Origin of the sequence: Streptomyces sp. SN-593, assembly GCF_016756395.1 — a bacterium.
GTDB lineage: Bacteria > Actinomycetota > Actinomycetes > Streptomycetales > Streptomycetaceae > Actinacidiphila > Actinacidiphila reveromycinica.
The window spans coordinates 3,388,027-3,410,786 of the sequence record NZ_AP018365.1 but is presented as its reverse complement, the minus strand read 5'-3'; the positions used below and the strand labels follow the sequence as shown (position 1 = coordinate 3,410,786).

Here is a 22,760-nt window from a genome sequence, read left to right as displayed (position 1 = left end):
CCGCCTGAATCCTGCGGCCGTGGGTGCGGCTGCGGGGTACGGGGCGCGGGAGAGGGTGCGGGGGCGGGGCGCCGTGAGGCGTTGGGAGCCCTGGAGCCCTGGAGCCCTGGAGCCCTGGAGCGCTGCGGGGCACCGGGGCCTCCGCGGCGGACGGCTGGCGTCGCCTGTGCGGCGGGCGAGGGGGCGTCCGGCCTCCGGGCCGGGGCATGGTCCGCGTGGCGGGGCTCCGGTCCGACCGGCGGCCGGCCGGGTGCCGTGGAGCCGTCGTGGGGCGCCCGATCCGGCCGTGCGGCGCCGTGCCGGCCTCCCCGCGGCGAAGCCGCCCGGAACGGACCGTTCGGTCCCCGGCGGACAGAACCGACCACTTCAGGGGGCCGCGGCCCCCGCGCGCGCCAGTGGAGTACGGTCGGGCCCGTAGGGGCCCGGAGCGGCCGGAACCCCACGCGCACAGTGCAGACGAAAGGTCCACGTGACCCGCCCAGGCGTGATCCGCACGACCCCGGAAGGCCGACCGGACCCCTTCCGCACCGCTTCGCTGCGCCAGGCCGTGCTGACCGCGTGGTCGGCGTCCGCCGCCCGGTTCCGTGAGGACGCCAACGCCGAGGAGGACCTCGCGCTCGGCGGCCACCGGGACCGCCTGATCGTGGAGCTCGCCCAGAACGCCGCCGACGCCGCGACCCGCGCCGGCGTGCCCGGCCGCCTCCGGCTCACCCTGCACGCGCCGGACCCCGACGCCACCGGCTCCCCCTTCGCCTGCCTGGCCGCCGCCAACACCGGTGCCCCGCTCGACCCGGCCGCCGTCGAGTCGCTGTCCACGCTGCGCGCCTCCGCCAAGCGCGACGACACGGCGGACGCGGTCGTCGGCCGCTTCGGCATCGGCTTCGCCGCGGTCCTCGCGGTCAGCGACGAACCCGCCGTGCTCAGCCGCGCCGGCGGGGTGCGCTGGTCGCTCGGCGAGGCCCGCGCGCTGACCGCCGACCTCCCCGACCTGGCCGAGGAGTTGCGGCGCCGCGACGGCCATGTCCCGCTGCTGCGGCTGCCGTTCCCCGCGGAGGGCAGCGCTCCGGCCCCGTACGACACCGTGGTGGTGCTGCCGCTGCGGGACGGCTCCGCCGAGGACCTGGCCGGCCGCCTGCTCGCCGCGGTGGACGACGCGCTGCTGCTCGCGCTGCCGGGACTCGCCGAGGTCGTCGTCGAAACGCCCGCGGGCGTACGGACGTTGACGCGGCGTCAACTCGACGGCGGAGACGTGCTCATCGAGGACAGCGGCCGCGACGCGCCCACCCGCTGGCGGGTCGCGGCGGGCGGCGGCGAACTGTCCGCGGACCTGCTCGCGGACCGGCCGGTGGAGGAACGCCTGCGCCCGGTCTGGTCCGTGACGTGGGCGGTGCCGGTGGACCCCGACGGCGCGCCGGCCGCGCCGCGCACCGCGGGCGTCGTGCACGCGCCGACCCCGACCGACGAGCCGCTCGGCCTGCCCGCGCTGCTGCTGGCCACCTTCCCGCTCGACCCGACCCGCCGGCACACCGCGCCCGGCCCGCTCACCGACTTCCTGCTGGACCGCGCCGCTCAGGCGTACGTCCGACTGCTGGCCGACTGGCAGCCGGTCGGTGCCGGAGTGGTGGACCTCGTGCCGGGGCCGCTCGGAAAGGGCGGTCTGGACGCCGAGTTGCGCCGGCGGGTGCTGGACGCGCTGCCGCGCACCCCGTTCCTGCCGCGGGCGGTGGAGTCCGGGGCGGGTGCGCTCGACGCGGGCGGCCCGGCGCCGGATCCGGACGCCTGGGACGACGGCGGGCGGCTGACGGGCGAGGGGCACCCGCTGCGGCCGGTCGAGGCCGAGATCGTGGAGGGCGCGACCGCCGAGGCGGTCCGGGTGCTCGCCGAGGTGCTGCCCACGCTGCTGCCCGCGAGCCTCGAACGGCGTCCGGCGCTGCGGCAGTTGGGCGTCTCCCGGCTGTCGCTCGCCGATGTGGTGGACCGGCTGGCCGGCGCCGAGCGCCCCGCGGGCTGGTGGTGGCGGCTCTACGACGCCCTCGCCGGCACCGATCCCGACGTGCTCAGCGGTCTGCCCGTCCCGCTCGCCGACGGCCGCACGGTGGTCGGCCCGCGCCAGGTGCTGCTGCCGGTGCCCGGCGACGGGTACGCCTCCGGCGCGCCGGACCGGGAGCAAGCCGGGCACGGCGCGCGGGGGTCCGACGGCTCCGGTGAGCGGACCCTGGACGGGGCCGGTGAGCGGGCCTCGGCCGGGGCCGGGCAGCCGGGTGCCGCGGGGGTGGACCCGTCGGTGCTCGCCCGGCTCGGTCTGCGGGTCGCCCACGCGGACGCCGCCCACCCGCTGCTGGAGAAGCTGGGCGCGTCCCCGGCCACGCCGCGCGCGATCCTGACCAGCCCGCAGGTGCGGGCCGTGGTGGCGGCCTCCCTCGACGAGGAACGCGCCGCCTGGGACGACGAAACGGGCCTGGACGCCGAGGAGTTGGCCGACGCCGTGCTCGGGATGGCCCGGGACGCGGGCCTGGCGCCCGGCGACGAGCCGTGGCTGGCCGCGCTCGCGCTGCCCGACGAGGACGGCGAACTCGCCCCCGCGGGCGAGCTGGTACTGCCCGGCAGCCCGCTGGAGTCCGTGCTGCGCGAGGGCGAACTCGCCGCCGTGGACGCCGAACTGGCCGACCGCTGGGGCGAGCAGCCCCTCACCGCGGTCGGGGTGCTCGCCACCTTCGCGCTGGTCCGCGCCGAGGACGTGGTGCTCGACCCGGACGACCTCGAACCGCGCGACACCGACTGGGCCCAACCCGACGACGTCGGGTTGCTCGACGCCGTCGACGTGTGGTGCGAGGACGTCCTCGACCAGCTTCCGGAGGCCGACGTGCCGCCGGTCGCCACCGAGGTGATCGGCGTCCGCGACCTCGACCTGGTGGACGACGACGCCTGGCCGCGGGCACTGGCCCTGCTCTCCCGCCCGCCGCTGCGCGACGCGGTGGCCGCGCAGGTCCGGGTGCTGCTGCCGGACGGCACCACCGAGTCCGTACGGCCGTACGCGGCGTGGTGGCTGCGCGACCACCCGGTGCTCGGCGGACGGCGCCCGGTCGGTCTGCGCGCCGCGGGCGGCGACCGGCTGCTGGCCGGGCTCTACGACGAGGCCGAGACCGACTCCGCGGTGGACGCGCAGGTGCTGCGCGCGCTCGGTGTGCGCACCACGGTCGACGCGCTGCTCGCGGAGCCGGGCGGCGCCGCCGAACTGCTCGGCCGCCTCTCCGACCCCGACCGCGCGGTCACGCCGGCCCAACTCCACGGCCTGTACGCCGCGCTGGCCGAACTCGACCCCGAACAGGTCACCCTGCCCGACGACCTTCGGGCAGTCCGGGACGGCGAGGTCGTGGTGGTGGACGCCGCCGACGCGCTGGTCGCGGACGCGCCCGACCTGCTGCCGCTGGCCGGCGGGCTGCCGCTGCTGCCCGTACCGCCGCGGCTGGCCGCGGAGTTGGCCGAGCTGTTCCAGGTCCGCCGGCTGAGCGAGGCGGTGGAGGCCGCGGTGGTCTCGCACGGCGAGCCGCACGAGGTCCTGCCCGCCGTACACGATCTGCTGCCGGGCGCCCCGGACGGCTACGTCGAGCACGAGGAGCTGCTGCTCACCGGTGACGTGGAGGTCGACTGGCGCTGGGTGGACGGAGTGCTGCACGCCGCGACCGTGGAAGGCGTCGCGGCCGGGCTGGCCTGGGCGGCGGGCCGCTGGGAGCGCCGTTTCGAGCTGGCCGCGCTGCTGGAGGACCCGACCCGTACGGAGGAGCTGGCGCGGGACCGCTGGTTCGACTGAGCCGCGGGTTCGGCGGGGCCGCGGAGCCGTAGGGCCGCGGGTTCGGCTGAGGCCCGGGAGAGCGGGGCCGTAGGGCCGTGGGCTGCTGAGGCCCGGGTTCGGCGGGGCCGCGGGGCCGCCCGTGTCCGGGTTCAGGCCGCCGGCCGGGCGGGGCCGGTCAGGACGCGGACCGGGCGTCGTCCCGGCGGCGGACCCACGCCCAGCAGAACTCCAGCACCACCCCGCCCGCCCCGGCGATGCCGACGGCTGTCCACGGCACCTGCTCGCCGACCAGCTTCAGCGCGAAGAACCGCTGCAGCCACGGCACCGCCAGCACCACCAGGAAGCCCACCACCATCGCGAGGACCAGGGCGATCCGCCACCAGGTGTACGGCCGCGCCACGATCGCCAGCACCCACACCTCCATCAGGAACAGCGTGAGCGTCGCGGCGCTGGTCTCCGCGTCCAACGCGCCCCCGCCCACGTAGTGCTGGCGCGCCACCAGGTACGCGGCGAACGCGGCGAGGCCGCAGACGACCCCCGCGGGCGTGGCGTACCGCATCACCCGGCGGACGAAGTTCGGCCTGGCCCGCTCCTTGTTCGGCGCCAGTGCAAGGAAGAACGCGGGCACCCCGATGGTCAGCGTGGACAGCAGCGTCAGGTGCCGGGGCAGGAACGGGTACGGGATCTGCCAGAACACCACCAGCAGTGCCAGCAGCACCGAGTACACGGTCTTGGTGAGGAACAGCGTGGCGACCCGGGTGATGTTGCCGATCACCCGCCGCCCCTCCGCCACCACGGACGGCAGCGTGGCGAAGCTGTCGTCGAGCAGCACGATCTGCGCGACCGCGCGGGTGGCCTCGGAGCCGGACCCCATCGAGACGCCGATGTCCGCGTCCTTCAGCGCCAGCACGTCGTTGACGCCGTCGCCGGTCATCGCCACGTTGTGCCCGCGGGACTGGAGCGCGCCGACCATGTCCCGCTTCTGCTGCGGGGTCACCCGGCCGAAGACCGAGCCCTCGTCCAGCACCCGCGCCATCTCGTCGCGGCCGGCCGGCAGCCGCCGCGCGTCGACGGGCCGCTGAGCCCCCGGCAGCCCGAGCTTCCCGGCGACCGCGCCGACCGACACCGCGTTGTCGCCCGAGATCACCTTGGCGTGCACGTCCTGCTCGGCGAAGTACCGCAGGGTGTCCGCCGCGTCCGGCCGCAGCCGCTGTTCCAGCACCACCAGCGCCTGGGGGACGACCTCCCGCGCGGCGTCCGGGTCGTCCACCTCCCGTTCGGTGCGGGAGAGCAGGAGTACCCGCAGCCCCTCGTCGTTGAGCCGGTCCACCTCCGCCAGGGCGGCGTGCCCCTCGGGGAGCAGCACGTCGGGCGCGCCCAGCAGCCAGCGCGCGGTGGTGCCGTCGGGCTCGGTCAGGGCGGCGCCGCTGTACTTGCGGGCCGAGCTGAACGGCAGGGTGTCCGCGCCCCGCCACCCCTCGGCCAGTTCCGGCGGGCAGGCGTCGATGATCGCCTGGAGGCTGGCGTTCGGGTGCGGGTCGGAGCGGCCGAGGGCGGCCAGCACCCGGCGGGTGCGGTCCTCCCCGGCGCCGTCGAGCATCCGCAGCGCGGTGAGGTCCATGCCGCCCTGGGTCAGCGTGCCGGTCTTGTCCAGGCAGACCACGTCCACCCGGGCCAGACCCTCGATCGCGGGCAGCTCCTGCACCAGGCACTGGCGACGGCCCAGCCGGACCACGCCGATCGCGAACGCCACCGAGGTGAGCAGCACCAGCCCTTCGGGCACCATCGGCGTGATGCCGCCCACGGTCCGCCGCACCGCCTCCCGCCAGTCGTGGTCCTCCACCGTGAACTGGCTGATGATCAGGCCGACAGCGGTCGGCGCCATCATCCACGTCACCCACTTGAGGATGCGGCTGATGCCGTTGCGCAGCTCGGAGTCGACCAGCGTGAAGCGTGACGCCTCGTCGGCCAGTTGCGCCGCGTACGCCTCGCGGCCGACCTTCGTCGCGGTGAAGGCGCCCCCTCCGGCGACCACGAAACTGCCGGACATCACCTCGTCGCCGACCTGCTTGAGGACGGGGTCGGCCTCTCCGGTGAGCAGCGACTCGTCGACCTCAAGGCCGTCCGCCTCGGCGGTCCGGCCGTCCACCACGACCTTGTCGCCCGGGCCCAGTTCGATCAGGTCGCCGAGCACGATCGCCGAGGTGCTGATCTCCGTGGAACGGCCGTCCCTGCGCACCGTCGGCTTGGCCTCGCCGATCACCGCGAGGTTGTCCAGGGTGCGCTTGGCCCGCAGCTCCTGGAAGACGCCGATCGCGGTGTTCGCCACGATCACGAAGCCGAACAGGCCGTCCTGGATCGGTCCCACCACCAGGATCACCAGGAAGAGCCCGCCGATGATCGCGTTGAACCGGGTGAGGACGTTCGCCCGGACGATCTCGGTGGCGGACCTGGACGAGCGCACCGGAACGTCGTTGACCTCGCCCCGCTCCACCCGCCGCGCGACCTCGGCGCTGCTCAGGCCCGGCTCGCGGGCGGCGGGAGCGGTGCCCGTGCCGGTGGCGGTGTCCACTTCCGGTTCCGTGTCCACTTCCGGGTCCACTTCCGGGTCCGTACCCGGGTTCGCGTCCGTGTCCGTGTCCGCACGTTCCGTCATGGCTCGACGTTACGTGCGGTGGGCGGCTTTCACCCGTTCACCCGTTCTGCGGCTTCTCCGGGTCGGTGGAGGGGCCGTTCGGCGCGGCGGGGACCTGGTCGGGGGCGTCGGCCCGGGACCTGGCGATGGCGTCGCGCCGGGCCCGTACGTACACCAGGCCGAGCAGGCCGCAGGAGCCGCCGGCCAGGCAGGTCCAGATGAACCAGGTGTGGCCGTGGTCGGAGTACCAGCCGTAGAACGGCAGCTGGGCGAAGAAGAGCACGAACCAGACGATCACACCCACCGTGATCGTCGCGACGTCGTTCGCCTCCAGGGGCTCGGGGGCCTCGCGCAGAGGGGTCCGCTCCTTGCTCATGGGGTCATCGTATGCGGCCGGGGGGAGGGTGCGGGTGGGCGGGGTCGGCCCGTACCCATGGGCTTCTACGCGCGGAGATAGCGTCCGGTTTCCTGTTTGTTCATACTGAAACGGTCACTCGTTGACCGAAATCATTCGTACGATCGCCCAGTCCGGGGCGATGAGAGCACCCTGAGGACCCGCATGTCCCCCACGGCCCCCGCTCCGGTCGACGCGCGCCCACCGCTGGGCAACCCGCCCGCCACCGGCCTGGACCGCTACTTCCGCGTCTCCGAGCGCGGCTCCACCATCCCCCGGGAGATCCGCGGCGGGCTGGCGACGTTCTTCGCGATGGCGTACATCATCGTGCTCAACCCGATCATCCTCGGCTCCGGCACGGACAAGTTCGGCCACCACCTCCAGGGCGGCCAGCTCGTCACCGCCACCGCCGTGACCGCGGCCTTCACCACGCTGCTGATGGGGGTCGTCGGCAATGTGCCGGTCGCGCTCGCCGCCGGCCTCGGCGTCAACACGGTGGTCGCCCTCCAGCTCGCGCCCAAGATGAGCTGGGCCGACGCGATGGGCATGGTGGTGCTGGCGGGCCTGGCGATCATGCTGCTGGTCGCGACCGGGCTGCGGGAGCGCGTGATGAGCGCGGTGCCGCTCGGCCTGCGCAAGGGCATCGCGATCGGCATCGGCCTGTTCATCCTGCTGATCGGCCTGGTCGACTCCGGGTTCGTCACGCGCGTCCCGGACGCCGCCCACACCACGGTGCCGCTCCAGCTCGGCGGCGACGGCCACCTCACCGGCTGGCCGGTGCTGATCTTCGTGCTCGGCACCCTGCTGACGCTGACGCTGATCATCCGCAAGGTCTCCGGTGCCATCCTCATCTCGATCGTGTCGATGACGGTGCTCGCGGTGGTCGTCGACCTGATCGCCGACGTGCCGGCCGGGAGCTGGGGCCTGACCGTCCCCAAGTGGCCGGGCAACCCCGTCGCCACCCCCGACTTCGGCCTGGTCGGCAAGGTCAGCCTCTTCGGCGGCTTCCACCAGGTCGGCGTGCTCACCGGCATCCTGTTCGTCTTCACGGTGCTGCTGTCCTGCTTCTTCGACGCCATGGGCACGATCCTGGGCGTCAGCGACGAGGCCGGGCTGCTCGACAAGAAGGGCGACCTGCCCGGGATGAGCCGGGTGCTGATGATCGACGGCATCGCCACCGCCGCGGGCGGCGCGACCTCCTCCTCGGCGAACACCTGCTTCGTGGAGTCGACCGCGGGCGTCGGCGAGGGCGCCAGGACCGGGCTGGCCAGCGTCGTGACCGGCCTGATGTTCGTGCTCACCCTCTTCCTGGCGCCGCTGGCGGAGATGGTGCCCGCGCAGGCGGCCACCCCCGCGCTGGTCGCCGTCGGCTTCCTGATCCTGTCCGGCTCCATCCGGGAGATCGACTGGAGCGACTTCACCATCGCGGTCCCGGCCTTCCTGACGATGGTGCTCATGCCGTTCACCTACTCGATCACCAACGGCATCGGCATCGGCTTCATCGCCTTCTGCCTGCTGCGCGCGGCGGTCGGGCGGTGGCGCGAGGTGCCCGTCGCGCTGTACGTGGTGGCCGCGGTCTTCGCCTTCTACTACCTGATGCCCGCGCTCGGCCTGGTCTGAGGCCGCCCCTGTGGATGGGGCTGGGGGTGGGCCGGGGGCTTGGCTGGCGGGTGGGCCCGCCGCGCCGCCGGGTCGCGGGCGGCGGGCCCCGATCCGGCGGGCGGCTCCTGGCCGGGCCGGGGCGCCTCGGCGTAGAAGCGGTCGGTCGCCTCGACCGCCGTCTTGAAGCGTTCGTCGAAGTCGTCCCGCATGAGCGTCCGGACCACGTAGTCCTGGGCGCTCATTCCGCGTCTGGCGGCATGGGCATTGATCCGGTCCCACAGCGCCGCGTCTATCCGGAGGCTGAGCACTCTCGATGCCATGCGACCACCGTCGCCGCACATCGCGGCCGCACGTGTCGCTTTCGGTGGCAATTTCACCCGTACGGGTGAGATGTGGGAGGGGTGGGGTTCGGGCCGGGGGTGACGGGCATCATTCGCTCGGTACGTGTGCTTAGCCAAAGTAATGAGCTAAACTAACGACTGTGACTGAACTGTCCGAGGACGATCGTGCCGCGGTGAGCGATCTCCGTGGCGCCGTGATGCGGCTGTCGCGCCGGTTGCGCCACCAGCGCGTCGACGAGTCGCTGAGCCCCACCGAGATGTCGGTACTGGGCACCCTTGCGCGCTGCGGCTCTGCCACCCCGGGGGAGCTGGCCCGCAGGGAGCACGTCCAGCCGCCGTCGATGACCCGCATCGTGGCGATGCTGGAGGCCAAGGGGCTGGTCCGCCGGGAGCCGGACCCCGACGACCGGCGCCAGGTGGTGGTGAGCCGCACCTCGCAGGCCGAGGCGATGCTCGCCGAGAGCCGCGACAAGCGGAACGCCTGGCTCGCCGAACTGGCCGAGAAGCTCAGCGCGGAGGAACTGGCGATCCTGCGCCAGGCCGCCCCCGTCCTGGAGAAGCTGGCGCACCTGTGAACACCGGGTCACCGCGCCGGCCGCGCGTGACCACCCGCGCGGCGAGCCCCCACGGGCCCGCCGCGTCCGAATGACACCAGACGAAAGGCAGGCGAGTACCGATTGAGTTCGGCAGCCGGACCAGACACCGCAACCGAACCTGACCGTCCCGCCGCGAAGACGGGCACCTTCAGCTCTCTCAAGATCCGCAACTACCGGCTGTTCGCGACCGGTGCCGTGATCTCCAACACCGGCACCTGGATGTCCCGGATCGCCCAGGACTGGCTGGTGCTGAGCATCACCGGCTCGTCCTTCGCCGTGGGCATCACCACCGCGCTCCAGTTCCTGCCGATGCTCCTGTTCGGCCTGTACGGCGGCGTCATCGCCGACCGCTACCCCAAGCGCAAGATCCTGCTGTGCACCCAGCTCGCGCTCGGCGTGCTCGGCTTGGCGCTCGCCGCGCTCACCCTGTCCGGGGTCGTCCAGGTCTGGCACGTGTACGCCATCGCCTTCCTGCTCGGCGTGGTCACCGTCGTCGACAACCCCACCCGGCAGACCTTCGTGGTGGAGATGGTCGGCCCCGACGTGGTCCGCAACGCCGTCTCGCTGAACGCCGCGAACTTCCAGGCCGCCCGCCTCGTCGGCCCCGCCGTCGCCGGTGTGCTGATCACCGCCGTGGGCAGCGGCTGGGCCTTCCTCATCAACGGCGTGTCGTTCATCGCGCCGCTCACCGGCCTGCTGCTGATGCGCACCTCCGAGCTGCACAAGATCGAACGCGCCCCGCGAGGCAAGGGGCAGCTCCGCGAGGGCCTGCGGTACGTCGCGGGCAAGCCGGAGCTGATCTGGCCGATCGTGCTGGTCGGCTTCATCGGCACCTTCGGCTTCAACTTCCCGATCTGGCTGTCCGCCTTCGCCAACAAGGTCTTCGACGCCGGCGCCGGCACCTACGGCCTGTTCAACACCCTGATGGCCGCCGGCTCCCTGATCGGCGCCCTGCTCGCCGCGCGCCGCACCCGCACCCGGCTGCGGATGCTGGTCGCCGCGGCCCTGGTCTTCGGCCTCCTGGAGGTCCTGGCCTCGCTCGCCCCCACCTTCTGGGTCTTCGCCGTCCTGCTGGTGCCGATCGGCGTGTTCGGCCTGACCTTCAACACCACCGCGAACGCCAGCGTCCAGCTCGCCACCGACCCGGTCATGCGCGGCCGCGTGATGAGCCTGTACATGATGGTCTTCGTCGGCGGCACCCCGGTGGGCGGCCCGGTCATGGGCTGGGTCACCGACACCTTCGGCGCCAGGGTCGGCTTCCTTTCCGGCGGCCTGGTCTCCGCCGCCGGCGCGGCCGGTGTCGGGCTGGTGCTCGCCCGGGCCGGCGGCCTGCGGCTGCGGGTGGATCTGCGGGGCGGCCGCGACAGGAGCCGCCCGCTGATCGCCCTCGTGCCCCGCGACCCGCGGCCGGGGGAGCCGGCGGCGGACATGGCCGGCGACGGCCCTGCCGCCGGTGCCGGCAGCGCCCCGGTGCAGGACACCCCGCGTCCGGACGGCTCCGACCAGCCCGGCCCCGGCCGGTCGGCCCTCGACCAGCGTGGCAGGCCCGACCAGGGTGCGGCGTCCGGCCGCGGAACCGCCCGGGAGCAGGCGGCGCCCGACCAGAACGCGCCGGTCGGCGACCCGAATCCGTCCGGTGACCGGCTGACCTCCGCGGCGTGAGGCTCTTCGCGGCGGTCCTGCCGCCCGCTGCCGCGGTGACCGAGGTCGCCGCGGCGGTCGCGCCCCTGCGGCGCCTGCCGGGCGCCGATGACCTGCGGTGGACCGCCACCGACGGCTGGCACCTCACCCTCGCGTTCCTCGGCGAGGTGCCCGACGGTGTGCGCCCCGAACTCCACGAGCGACTCGCGCGCGCCGCGCGCCGCCACGCGCCCCTCACCCTGCGGCTGGCCGGGGGCGGCCACTTCGGCGGCGGCACGCTGTGGACCGGCGTCGAAGGCGACCTGGCGGCGCTCACCCGACTCGCCGGGTCGGTACGGGCCGCCGGGCGCCGCGCCGGAGCGGCCCACGACGGCACCGAACACGCCTTCCGCGCCCATCTGACGCTCGCCCGGGCCGCGCGCTCCTCCCAGGTGCCGCTGGCGCCCTTCGCGGACGCCCTGGCGGCCTTCCGCGGCTCGCAGTGGACCGCGGGCACCCTCAGCCTTGTCGCCAGCACCCTGCCGCGTTCGGGCGTGCCCGGCGAGCGGCCCCGGTACGACACCGTGGCGGCCTGGCCCCTCGGCCGTACTGCGGGACCGGGCGGCGGACCGCCCGCCGCGGACGGCTAACCTCGACGCGTGGACCCCAAGACCCGTACCCGCGTGATGACCGCCGCCTTCGTCCTGATGCTGGCGGTGGTGGTCGTGGCCGCCGCGGTCCGCTGACCGCGGCGACCCACGCACACCGCTGACGCGGCGCCTCCGCGAGCCCCGCCCGCAGGGACGCGCCCTCACCGCCACTACCAGGCGAAGGACTCCGGGGACGGTCCGGGACCCGGGAAGACCTCGTCCAGGGAGTCCAGGAACTCCTGCGACAGCTTCAACTCCACCGCCCGCAGCGCCGAGTCGAGCTGCGCCTGCACCCGCGGGCCGACGATCGGCCCCGTCACGCCCGGCCGGGTCAGCAGCCACGCCAGACCCACGTCACCCGGGTCGACGCCGTGCTTGTCGCACAGGTCCTCGTACGCCTGGATCTGGTCCCGCTGCTGCGGGGACTTCAGGGCGTCCGCGCTGCGGCCCGAGGTGGAGCGCGCCCCGCCGCCCTCGCGCTGCTTGCGCAGCGCCCCGCCGAGCAGGCCGCCGTGCAGCGGCGACCACGGGATCACGCCGAGGCCGTAGTGCTGGGCCGAGGGGATGACCTCCATCTCCGCGTCCCGCTGCGCCAGGTTGTACAGGCACTGCTCGCTGACCAGGCCGAGTGCGCCGCGCCTGGCGGCCGCCTCGTTGGCCTGGGCGATGTGCCAGCCGGCGAAGTTGCTCGATCCGGCGTAGAGGATCTTGCCCTGCTGGACGAGGACGTCGATCGCCTGCCAGATCTCCTCCCACGGTGTCGCGCGGTCCACGTGGTGGAACTGGTAGACGTCGATGTGGTCGGTGCCCAGTCGCTTGAGGCTGGCCTCGACCGCGCGGCGGATGTTCAGCGCGGACAGCCGGTCGTAGTTGGGCCAGTCCGCGTCCTCGGCCGCCATGTTCGCGTAGACCTTGGTGGCCAGCACCACCTTGTCCCGGCGGCCGCCGCCCTGTGCGAACCAGCTACCGATGATCTCCTCGGTGCGGCCCTTGTTCGCGCCCCACCCGTAGACGTTGGCCGTGTCGAAGTAGTTGATCCCGGCGGCGAGGGCCGAGTCCATGATGGCGTGGCTGTCCGCCTCGTCGGTCTGCGGTCCGAAGTTCATGGTGCCGAGGACCAGGCGGCTGACCTTGAGGCCGGAACGTCCGAGCTGTGTGTACTCCATGGCCTCAAGACAAGCTCTTGGAGTGCGCTCGAATCAAGAGCGGCACTCGGATGCCGGGCCGTCCCGGGCCGGATGGCACGCTTGGGCCATGCGTACGTACCTCGCGGCTGCCGCCGCCGGCGCCGTCCTCGCCCTGGGCGTGGCCTGGACCGTGCCCGCGAGCGCCGACAGCGGCCCCACCGCGGCCTTCCGGATCAGCGACCCGCGGATCACCGAGTCCAGCGGCCTGGCCGCCAGCCGACTGCACCCGGGGGTGTACTGGACGCACAACGACAGCGGTGACGGCCCCTACGTCTACGCGGTCGACGGGTCCACCGGGAAGACCCTCGCCACCTTCACCCTGCGCGGGGTCCAGGCCCGCGACATGGAGGCGATCTCGATGGGCCCGGACGGCGACCTCTACCTCGCGGACACCGGCGACAACCTCAACTCCTGGCCCGAGGTGTGGATCTACCGCTTCCCCGAGCCCCGCGACCTGACCAGCCGGACCGTCGACGTCACCCGCTACACCGTCCGGTACGAGGACGGGCCCCGGGACGCCGAGGCACTGATGGTGCAGCCCACGACCGGGCGCGTCTACATCGCCAGCAAGAACCAGAAGGGCGGCCACCTCTACGAGGGCCCGGCCACGCTGAGCACCAGCGGCGTGAACGTCTTCCACCGGATCGGCGACGTGCCCTGGGTCACCGACGGCGCCTTCTCCCCGGACGGCAGCCGCCTGGTGCTGCGCGGGTACCTGTGGTCCACCGAGTACCGCTGGGCCGACGACCGTCCCCACGCGATCGGCTCCCTCACCGTCCCCCTCCAGCCGCAGGGCGAGTCCGTCACCTTCACCCGCGACGGCCGCTCGCTGCTGTACGGGAGCGAGGGCAAGGACAGCACGGTGTGGAAGGCCACGCTCAGCGGCGACGAACTGCCCGCCGACGCGGCCGCGGCCGCCGGCTCCACCCCGCACACGCCGACCGGGACCGCCGACACCGGCTCGTCGGCGCACGCCACCCCCGACGGAGGCACCAGCACCTCCGACAACTCAGGCGGCAAGACGGTCGGGTTCCTGGTGCTCGCCGGCATCGCGGGCGCCGGGTACCTCCTGCGCCGACTGCTGCGCCCGCGCCGCGGACGGCACTGACGCCCCGCCAGGTGGCGGCAGGTGCACGCCGGGCGCCATGCCGGGCTGTCGCCGGGGCCGCCCGCACAGTGGGCGGCCCCGGGGAATCAGCGGGTGGGCCCGGTGGTCAGAGCTGACCGATCACGTAGTCGACGCAGGCGGTCAGCGCCTCGACGTCGGACGGCTCGACGGCCGGGAACATCGCGATCCGGAGCTGGTTGCGGCCCAGCTTGCGGTACGGCTCGGTGTCCACGATGCCGTTGGCCCGCAGCACCTTCGCCACCGCGGCGGCGTCGATGCCGTCCTCGAAGTCGATGGTGCCGACCACCTGGGAGCGCTGCGCCGGGTCGGTGACGAACGGCGTCGCGTAGGACGCCTTCTCCGCCCAGTCGTACAGCCGCGACGAGGAGTCGGCGGTGCGGCCGACCGCCCAGTCCAGGCCGCCCTGGCCGTTGATCCACTCCAACTGCTCCTTGAGCAGGAACAGGGTGGCCAGCGCGGGCGTGTTGTACGTCTGGTTCTTCAGCGAGTTGTCGATCGCGGTCGGCAGGTCGAAGAACGCCGGGATGTGCCGCCCGGACGCCGCGATCGCCGCCGCGCGCTCCAGGGCGGCCGGCGAGAACACCGCCAGCCACAGACCGCCGTCGGCCGCGAAGGACTTCTGCGGCGCGAAGTAGTAGACGTCGGTCTCGGTGATGTCGACCGGCAGGCCGCCGGCGGCCGAGGTGGCGTCCACCACCACGAGCGCGCCGTCGTCCGCACCCGCGACCCGGCGGATCGGGGCCGCGACACCGGTGGAGGTCTCGTTGTGCGTCAGGGCGTAGACGTCGACGCCCGCCTCGGCCACCGGGTCCGGGTGCGTGCCCGGCTCGGACTTCACGATCGTCGGCTCCGCCAGCCACGGCGCCTGGAGCGACGCCTTGGCGAACTTCGAGGAGAACTCGCCGAACGACAGGTGCTGCGACTTGGAGCTGATCAGCCCGTGCGTGGCGACGTCCCAGAACGCGGTGGACCCGCCGTTGCCGAGCACCACTTCGTAGCCCTCGGGGAGGGAGAACAGCGCGCGCACGCCGTCACGGACCTGCCCGACCAGGTTCTTCACCGGCGCCTGGCGGTGAGAGGTGCCCAGCAGGGACGTCCCGGTGGCCGCCAGCGCGTCGAGCGCCTGCGTCCGTACCTTGGAGGGGCCCGCCCCGAACCGTCCGTCGGCGGGCTTGATGTCAGCGGGGATCTCAATATCGGCCACGCCCGCAGCGTAGTCCGTTACGGGCGGGTTGCCGCCCGCGTTCCATCCGATGAGACGGTGTTCCTCCCACCTGTGGCGGCGGCGGGCGGGGGCGCCGCGGACCGCCGCCGAGCGCCGCGCGGCAAGCTGGACCCATGACGGTAGCCATGCCCCCCGAGGCCGAGCGGGCCCTGCGCGCGGCGGTGCGCGGCGAGGTCGCCTGCGACCCCGGTACCCGCGCGCTGATGACGATGGACGCGTCCAACTACCGCCGGGTGCCGCTGGCGGTGGTCGCCCCCCGGGACGCCGACGACGTGGCCGCGGCGTTGACGGTGTGCCGGGAGCACGGCCTGCCGGTGGTGCCGCGCGGAGGCGGCACGTCGATCGCCGGGCAGGCCACCGGCACCGGCGTCGTCCTGGACTTCACCCGGCACATGAACCGGGTCCTCGCGCTGGACCCGGACGCGGGCACCGCCCGGGTGCAGCCGGGCGTGGTGCTGGACGACCTGCGCTCCGCCGCCGCCCCGCACGGCCTCACCTTCGGCCCCGACCCCTCCACCCACAGCCGCTGCACCCTCGGCGGCATGATCGGCAACAACGCCTGCGGCGCCCACTCGGTGGCCTGGGGCACCACCGCGGACAACGTGCGCGCCCTGGACGTGCTCACCTACCGGGGCGAACGGGTCCGGCTCGACGGCGCGCCCGCCGCCGACGCGCCGGCCCGGCTGCGCGACGGCCTGCGGGCCCTGGCCGACGACCACCTCGCCCTCCTGCGCACCGGCTTCCCCGAACTGCCGCGCCGGATCTCCGGCTACGCCCTCGACCGGCTGCTGCCCGAGCACGGCCGCGACGCGGCCCGGGCCTTCACCGGGAGCGAGGGCACGCTCGGGGTGCTCACCGAGGCGACCGTGCGGCTGGTGCCGACTCCGGCCGCACGGGTGCTCGCCGTCCTCGGCTACCCCGACGAGTCCGCCGCCGCGGACGCCGCCCACCTCCTGCTGCCGTACGGACCGTTGACGGTGGAAGGAATGGCCGCCGACCTGGTGGGGGAGGCGGGCGGCTCGCTGCCGCGCGGCGGGGCCTGGCTGTTCGTCGAGGTCGGCGGCGACGACCCGGACGACGCGCTGGCCCACGCGCGGGAACTGTGCGGTGCGGCCGGCGGCGTGACCGGCCACGCCGTGGTCGCCGACCCGGCCCGGCAGCGCTCCCTGTGGCGGATCAGGGAGGACGCGGCCGGCACCGCCACCCGGATGCCCGACGGCACCGAGGCGTGGCCGGGCTGGGAGGACTGCGCGGTGCCTCCCGCCCGGCTGGGCGCGTACCTGCGGGACTTCCGCGCCCTGCTGGCCGACCACGGGCTGCGCGGCACGCCCTACGGCCACTTCGGCGACGGCTGCGTGCACGCCCGCATCGACTTCGACCTGGTGGACCGCGCCGGGGTCGCGCGCTTCCACCGCTTCTCCGAGGCCGTCGCGGACCTGGTCGTCTCGCACGGCGGCTCGCTCTCCGGCGAACACGGCGACGGGCAGGCGCGTGCCGAGTTCCTGCCGAAGATGTACGGCTCGGAGCTGATCGCTCTCTTTGCAGTTTTCAAGGACCTCTGGGATCCCGACGGCGGAATGAATCCGGGGATGCTCGTGCGTCCCGCATCGAGTGTGAGCAATGTCCGGTTCGCGGCGCTACCCCTCTCGAACGGACGCAGCGTCCCCATGGAATTCACGCGAACCGGTGATGGAGGTGATTTTCAGACCGCGGTGCGGCGCTGTGTCGGCGTCGGAAAATGCCGTACGGCGAAGCTCCCGGAGGGCGGTTCCGACGTCATGTGCCCGTCATTCCGGGTGACCGGGGAGGAGCGCCACTCCACCCGCGGGCGGGCCCGGCTGCTGCACGAAATGCTCGCCGGCGAGCTGATCCAGGACGGTTGGCGCTCGACGGAAGTCCGCGACGCGCTCGATCTGTGCCTGTCCTGCAAGGGCTGTCGCAGTGACTGCCCGGTCGAAGTCGACATGGCCGCGTACAAAGCGGAGTTCCTGCACCGGCACTACCGCGGGCGGCTGCGGCCGCGCTCGCACTACGCGATGGGGTGGCTCCCGGTGTGGCTGCGGTGGGCCGCGCCGTTCGCGCGGCCGCTCAACCTCCTTGGCCGCACTCGGTCAACGAGTCGGCTCGCGAAACGCCTCGCGGGCATCGCCGAGGAGCGCGAAATCCCCGAACTCGCGTCCGAGACATTCACTCGATGGTGGCATGGGTCCGACACGGACGGCCCAACCGACAGGCCGGCGGACGGCCCCACCGGCCCCCGCCCGACCGGTGCGGCCGCCCCGACGGAATCGGCCGCCGGCGCCCCACCGCCGTCCGCGGGCACCGAGGTCGTCCTGTGGCCGGACACCTTCACCGACCACCTCGCACCCGGCGTGGGCCGCGCCGCGGTCCGGGTGCTGCGGGCCGCCGGGCTGCGCGTGCGGACTCCCGACGCGCCCGTGTGCTGCGGCCTGACCTGGGTGTCCACCGGCCAGCTCACCCGGGCCAAGGCGGTCATGCGCCGCACCCTCGACCGGCTCGCGCCGCTCCTGGAGGCCGGCCTCCCGCTGGTCGTGCTCGAACCGAGCTGCGCCGCCGCGCTCCGCGCCGACCTGCCCGAACTCCTCGGCGACGACCCGCGCGCAGCCCGGCTCGCCGCGTCCGTGCGCACCTTCGCGGAGGCGCTGGAGGAGTACGCGCCGCACTGGCAGCCGCCGCGGCTGGACCGGGCCGTCGCCGGGCAGACCCACTGCCACCAGCACGCCGTGCTCGGTGACGCGGCCGACCGCAGGCTGCGGGAGCGCGCCGGGCTGACCGGTGCGCTGGCCGGCGGCTGCTGCGGCCTGGCCGGGAACTTCGGCTTCGAACAAGGGCACTACGACGTGTCAACGGCCTGCGCCGAGGAGACGCTGCTGCCCGCGATCCGGGCGGCCGCACCCGGCACCGCCGTCCTGGCCGACGGCTTCTCCTGCCGTACCCAGATCGGCCAGCTCGCCGGAGTCCGGGCGCGGCACCTCGCGGAACTGCTCGCCGACGCCCTGCCGGAAGGGAGCCGTGCCTGACGGCCCGCGCGCCCCCGACGCCGTCCCCGTACGGGCGCGGCACCGCACGGGGACGGGGGCCGGGGAGGACCGGCCGCTCAGGCCGCCCTCCCGCCCCGGGGGGCAGCGGACCGACGGGTCAGTGGACGGACGACGGGAAGCCCTCGATGTCCGTGACGCTGCGGGTGCCGGGGCCGACGTAACGGGCCGAGGGGCGCACCAGTCGGCCGGTGCGCTTCTGCTCGAGGATGTGGGCCGACCAGCCGGCCGTGCGCGCGCAGGTGAACATCGAGGTGAACATGTGCGCCGGCACCTCCGCGAAATCCAGCATGATCGCGGCCCAGAACTCGACGTTCGTGGCCAGCACCCGGTCCGGCCGCCTGGCGTGCAGCTCGGCGAGCGCCGCCTTCTCCAGGGCCTCGGCGACCTCGTAGCGGGGCGCGCCCAGCTCACGGGCGGTGCGCCGCAGCACCCGGGCGCGCGGGTCCTCCGCACGGTAGACGCGGTGCCCGAAGCCCATCAGCCGCTCGCCGCGGTCGAGGGCCGCCTTCACGTAGCCCTCCGCGTCGCCGGTGCGCTCGATCTCCTCGATCATGCCGAGCACCCGGGACGGCGCCCCGCCGTGCAGCGGTCCGGACATGGCGCCCACCGCGCCGGACAGCGCCGCGGACACGTCGGCGCCGGTCGAGGCGATCACCCGCGCGGTGAACGTCGAGGCGTTCATGCCGTGCTCGGCCGCCGACGTCCAGTACGCGTCCACCGCCGCGACGTGCTTGGGGTCCGGTTCGCCGCGCCAGCGGACCATGAAGCGCTCGGTGATCGACTGCGCCTTGTCGATCTCCCGCTGCGGCACCATCGGCAGCCCCTGCCCGCGCGCGGACTGCGCGACGTACGACAGCGCCATCACCGCCGCGCGGGCCAGGTCGTCCCTGGCGGTCTCGGCGTCGATGTCGAGCAGCGGTTTGAGGCCCCACACGGGCGCGAGCATGGCCAGCGCGGACTGCACGTCGACCCGGATGTCACCGGAGTGCACCGGGATCGGGAACGGTTCGGCGGGCGGCAGGCCGGGGTTGAAGCGGCCGTCCACCAGCAGGCCCCACACGTTCCCGAACGAGACATGGCCGACCAGTTCCTCGATGTCGACCCCGCGGTACCGCAGCGAGCCGCCTTCCTTGTCCGGTTCTGCGATCTCGGTCTCGAACGCGACGACTCCTTCGAGTCCCGGTACGAAGTCGGACATGGGGCGGCTCCTTCACGATCACGTCGCTGTGCTTGTCTCCCCGTCATGCCCCGTGGACGGCCCGGTCACCCCGCCGGACGGGGGTCGGCGGCAGGTGACGTCCGGCACACCGGGGAACGGGTCCACCGGGCCACCATGGCACCGCCCGCGCCGCCGTCCTGCAAGATGTGCGCGTGCACGAACCTCTCCGGCAAGACGATCAGACCATCCCGCGTCCCGGCGGCGACGACCCCGCGGCCATGCGCCGGCAGTACCGCGCGGCGGGGCTCGCCGAGGCCGACCTGGCCGCCGATCCGTACCAGCAGTTCGCCCGCTGGTTCGCCGAGGCCGTACGGGCCGCGGCGCGCGGGCTGCTCGTGGAGCCCAACGCCATGGTCGTCTCGACGGTCGGGCCGGACGGGGCGCCCAGCTCCCGCACGGTGCTGCTCAAGGGCTACGACGAGGGCAGCTTCGTCTTCTACAGCAACCACACCTCGCGCAAGGGCCGCGAGCTTGCCGCCAACCCGCGTGTCTCGCTGCTCTTTCCCTGGCACCCCATCGCCCGCCAGGTGATCGTCAGCGGCACCGCGGTAAGGACCACCGCCCAGGAGACCGAGGCTTACTTCCACAGTCGTCCGCACGGCTCGCAGATCGGTGCCCACGCCAGTCGGCAGTCCTCCGTGGCGGCCTCGCGGAGTGCCCTGGAGGACCGGTACGCCGAGCTGGCCGCGCGCTGGCCGGAGGGCACCGTGGTGCCGGTGCCGGCGGACTGGGGCGGCTACCGGGTGCGCGCCCGCGCCGTCGAGTTCTGGCAGGGCCGGGAGAACCGGCTGCACGACCGGCTGAGGTACGTGTCCGGCGCGGACGGCGGCTGGTCCGTGGAGCGGCTGGAACCTTAGGTGCCGGGTGCCGGGTGCCGGGTGCCGGGTGCCGGGTGCCGGGTGCCCGAGATGCGCGGCGATCGGGGGCGGCGGCTCGCGTCCCCGCCCCGGATTCCGCGCCGTGGGGGAAAACGGAACGACCCGCGGGCTGCTTCCCGGAGCCGGGTGGCTCCGGGCACCGGCCGGACAAGTCCGACGAGCCCGCGGGTCGGGTGAACTGCGTGGGATTGGCGAGCGTCGCGCACGCCAAAGTGCGCGGAGCTAGCCCGCAGTCACCTCACGTGTCCGAGTGCAACTCATGCTTCAGACCACCTCCCTTCATGTGTGCCGCCACAGTAAGAACATGACCGGGCAGGACACAAGTGAATTTATTCGGCGGACTCCCGAAATAGGCCCCCACCTGCGAACGGACCCGGCTCAGCGCCGGAAGAAGATCCGGTCGCGGTACTCCTCGAAGACGCGGGCGTTCCACTCGTGGCCGCCGTCCACGTTGCCCGAGCGGATCATCGGAGGGACGGCACCCCGGGCGGCGAGATCGGTCGCGGCGCTCGCCATGACGGCCTGCATGAGCGCGCTGGTGACCACGGTCGAGGCGGGCGCGAAGGGCGCGGGGATCCGGTCGTCGGCCAGTTCGGCGTCGCCCACCGGGATCTTGGAGTCCACCACGATGTCGCAGTGGTCCTTCAGGAAGGTGCCCGACGGGTGCCGGGAACCGGTCTCCCGGGCGTATGCGAGGGAGGTCACACCGACGACGGTCATGCCCAGCGCGCGGGCCCTCTGCGCCATCTCGATCGGAAGGGTGTTGCGGCCGGACAGCGAGATCACGAAGAGGACGTCGCCCGCGCGGGCGGGACTGGTCTCCAGGGCGGCGGTGGCCAGGCCCTCGACCCGTTCCAGGGCGCTGCCCAGGGTGGCGGGGACGACGTCCACGCCGTTCGCGCCGGGAACGGACAGCAGGTTGACCAGGGCGAGGCCGCCCGCGCGGTACACCACGTCCTGGGCGGCCAGCGAGGAGTGGCCGGCTCCGAAGGCGAAGATCCGGCCGCCCGCGACGATCGCGTCGGCGACGGCGGTGGCGGCCCGCCGGACGGACCCGCCCTCCTCGTCCCGGGCCCTGCGCAGCAGTGCGATCGCGGCGTCGAAGTAGCGTTCGGCCGGTTCCTGGAGGGGGTCGGTCATGCCGATCACCGTGGTGCCAGGCGCGGGCCGATGTCAAGGAAACCGCCGCTCCGAGGGCCTTTCGGGCCGCCGCGGAGTCCGATGTCTTCCGATGTCCGCGGGATGCGTCAGAATTGTCACAGGGCCACGCACGAGTAAATGAGGGGCGCTCATGTCCGGATTGATCGACACGACGGAGATGTATCTCCGCACCATTCTGGAACTGGAGGAGGAGGGCGTGGTCCCGATGCGTGCTCGGATCGCCGAGCGGCTGGACCAGAGCGGGCCCACGGTCTCCCAGACCGTGGCGCGCATGGAGCGTGACGGGCTGCTGCACGTCGCGGGGGACCGCCGTCTGGAACTGACCGAGGAGGGCCGCCGCACGGCGACCCGGGTGATGCGCAAGCACCGCATCGCGGAGTGTCTGCTGGTCGACGTGATCGGCCTGGGATGGGAGCAGGTGCACGCGGAGGCGTGCCGCTGGGAGCACGTGATGAGCGAGGCGGTGGAGCGGCGGGTGCTGGAGATGCTGCGGCACCCGACCGAGTCCCCGTACGGCAACCCGATCCCGGGCCTGGAGGAGCTGGGCGAGACCGCGGAGGCCGACCCCTTCCTGGGGGAGGGGATGGTCAGCCTCAGCGAGCTCGAGCCCGGCAGCGCCGGGGCCACCGTGGTGGTGCGCAGGATCGGCGAGCCGATCCAGACCGACGCTCAGGTGATGCACACGCTGCGGCGGGCCGGCGTCCAGCCGGGTGCCGTGGTGAGCGTGACGGGTTCGGCCGGCGGAGTCCTCGTCGGCAGCGGTGGCGAGGCCGCGGAGCTGGACACGGAGATCGCTTCGCACGTCTTCGTCGCCAAGCGGTAGGCGCCCCCGCGCGAGAGGGCCCGGGCCCATCCTCCCGCCCAGGTGCCGTCCCGCGTCGGCGTGCCAAGCGGCGCGCCGGCGCGGGACGGCATGCCTGCCGGAACAGCAAGGCCCCGGTGCCGCGTCGCGGCACCGGGGCACTTCCCTCCCCTCGCCCCTCCCCTTTTCTCCTTCCCCGAAGGACCCGGGACCCCGAGCTTCCCGTGACCTCCCCGCGACCCGCTTCCCCTGCACGCCGCGTCCCGTCCAAGTCCTCCCCTCGGCCCACGTGGCCAATCCTTGAGCGCTGTCACTCGAAAGAGCGGTCTTGGGCGCGCGACCCCCATGTTCGAATAGAAGTTCGATAGCGTGGTGGCCACGGGGATCGGCGCGGACGGACCGCGGCCGAGCCGCCGGCGGGTGCCCGCCTCGGCCCGCCGGTCCCGGACGAGGAGCGGAAGGAGGT

At 73.9% G+C, this 22,760-nt stretch carries 16 protein-coding genes; 9 read left to right on the top strand and 7 right to left on the bottom strand.

Features of this window, described 5'->3' with window-relative positions:
* Positions 1-484 precede the first annotated feature (484 nt).
* Positions 485-3,811, top strand: coding sequence for a sacsin N-terminal ATP-binding-like domain-containing protein (locus RVR_RS14005; RefSeq protein ID WP_202234174.1), 3,327 nt, complete (start codon positions 485-487; stop codon positions 3,809-3,811).
* A gap of 157 nt (positions 3,812-3,968) precedes the next feature.
* On the opposite strand, the gene RVR_RS14000 is transcribed toward RVR_RS14005, so the two are convergent.
* On the bottom strand, positions 3,969-6,449 hold the full coding sequence (locus RVR_RS14000; protein WP_202234173.1) for an HAD-IC family P-type ATPase: 2,481 nt from the start codon (positions 6,447-6,449) through the stop codon (positions 3,969-3,971).
* A gap of 37 nt (positions 6,450-6,486) precedes the next feature.
* Positions 6,487-6,804: a DUF2530 domain-containing protein gene (locus RVR_RS13995; RefSeq protein WP_202234172.1), complete on the bottom strand. Its 318-nt coding sequence runs from the start codon at positions 6,802-6,804 to the stop codon at positions 6,487-6,489.
* Positions 6,805-6,987: 183 nt separating this feature from the next.
* On the opposite strand from RVR_RS13995, the gene RVR_RS13990 reads away from it, so the two are divergent.
* Positions 6,988-8,442 carry an NCS2 family permease gene (locus RVR_RS13990; RefSeq protein WP_202234171.1) on the top strand — a complete coding sequence of 485 codons (1,455 nt, stop codon included), beginning with the start codon at positions 6,988-6,990 and terminating at the stop codon, positions 8,440-8,442.
* Here RVR_RS13990 and RVR_RS37545 read toward each other — a convergent pair.
* Positions 8,412-8,744, bottom strand: a complete 333-nt coding sequence (locus RVR_RS37545; protein ID WP_237404730.1) for a hypothetical protein — start codon at positions 8,742-8,744, stop codon at positions 8,412-8,414. The two genes, RVR_RS13990 and RVR_RS37545, sit on opposite strands and share 31 nt — an antisense overlap.
* Positions 8,745-8,962: 218 nt before the next feature.
* On the opposite strand from RVR_RS37545, the gene RVR_RS13980 reads away from it, so the two are divergent.
* The 3 genes from RVR_RS13980 (at position 8,963) to thpR (ending at position 11,631) form a co-directional block, all read left to right on the top strand.
* Complete coding sequence (locus tag RVR_RS13980) at positions 8,963-9,340, top strand: MarR family winged helix-turn-helix transcriptional regulator (RefSeq protein ID WP_202238599.1); 378 nt, start codon at positions 8,963-8,965, stop codon at positions 9,338-9,340.
* Between the two features lie 102 nt (positions 9,341-9,442).
* Positions 9,443-11,023, top strand: coding sequence for an MFS transporter (locus RVR_RS13975; RefSeq protein WP_237404729.1), 1,581 nt, complete (start codon positions 9,443-9,445; stop codon positions 11,021-11,023).
* Positions 11,020-11,631, top strand: a complete 612-nt coding sequence (thpR, locus tag RVR_RS13970) for an RNA 2',3'-cyclic phosphodiesterase (RefSeq protein WP_202234170.1) — start codon at positions 11,020-11,022, stop codon at positions 11,629-11,631. Before RVR_RS13975 ends, thpR begins: the two co-directional genes overlap by 4 nt.
* A gap of 170 nt (positions 11,632-11,801) precedes the next feature.
* On the opposite strand, the gene RVR_RS13965 is transcribed toward thpR, so the two are convergent.
* Complete coding sequence (locus tag RVR_RS13965) at positions 11,802-12,797, bottom strand: aldo/keto reductase (protein WP_202234169.1); 996 nt, start codon at positions 12,795-12,797, stop codon at positions 11,802-11,804.
* A gap of 88 nt (positions 12,798-12,885) precedes the next feature.
* Between RVR_RS13965 and RVR_RS13960 the strand changes: the two genes are divergently transcribed.
* A complete protein-coding gene (locus RVR_RS13960) occupies positions 12,886-13,926 on the top strand; it encodes a hypothetical protein (protein ID WP_202234168.1) in 1,041 nt (346 codons plus the stop codon).
* A 106-nt stretch (positions 13,927-14,032) separates the two neighbouring features.
* Here the strand turns inward: RVR_RS13960 and serC are convergent, their stop codons facing one another.
* Positions 14,033-15,151, bottom strand: coding sequence for a phosphoserine transaminase (gene serC, locus RVR_RS13955; RefSeq protein ID WP_202234167.1), 1,119 nt, complete (start codon positions 15,149-15,151; stop codon positions 14,033-14,035).
* 134 nt (positions 15,152-15,285) lie between these two features.
* Here serC and RVR_RS13950 point away from each other — a divergent pair, with 134 nt between their 5' ends.
* A complete protein-coding gene (locus tag RVR_RS13950) occupies positions 15,286-18,213 on the top strand; it encodes an FAD-binding and (Fe-S)-binding domain-containing protein (RefSeq protein WP_202234166.1) in 2,928 nt (975 codons plus the stop codon).
* Between the two features lie 118 nt (positions 18,214-18,331).
* Here the strand turns inward: RVR_RS13950 and RVR_RS13945 are convergent, their stop codons facing one another.
* Positions 18,332-19,432, bottom strand: a complete 1,101-nt coding sequence (locus tag RVR_RS13945; protein ID WP_202234165.1) for a citrate synthase 2 — start codon at positions 19,430-19,432, stop codon at positions 18,332-18,334.
* A gap of 239 nt (positions 19,433-19,671) precedes the next feature.
* Between RVR_RS13945 and pdxH the strand changes: the two genes are divergently transcribed.
* The gene (pdxH, locus tag RVR_RS13940) at positions 19,672-20,310 is read left to right on the top strand and encodes a pyridoxamine 5'-phosphate oxidase (RefSeq protein WP_202238598.1); all 639 of its coding nucleotides are present in this window, start codon (positions 19,672-19,674) and stop codon (positions 20,308-20,310) included.
* Between the two features lie 399 nt (positions 20,311-20,709).
* Here pdxH and RVR_RS13935 read toward each other — a convergent pair whose 3' ends face one another.
* A complete protein-coding gene (locus RVR_RS13935; RefSeq protein WP_202234164.1) occupies positions 20,710-21,471 on the bottom strand; it encodes an SIS domain-containing protein in 762 nt (253 codons plus the stop codon).
* A 151-nt stretch (positions 21,472-21,622) separates the two neighbouring features.
* On the opposite strand from RVR_RS13935, the gene RVR_RS13930 reads away from it, so the two are divergent.
* On the top strand, positions 21,623-22,315 hold the full coding sequence (locus RVR_RS13930; protein WP_202234163.1) for an iron-dependent transcriptional repressor DtxR: 693 nt from the start codon (positions 21,623-21,625) through the stop codon (positions 22,313-22,315).
* Positions 22,316-22,760 lie beyond the last annotated feature (445 nt).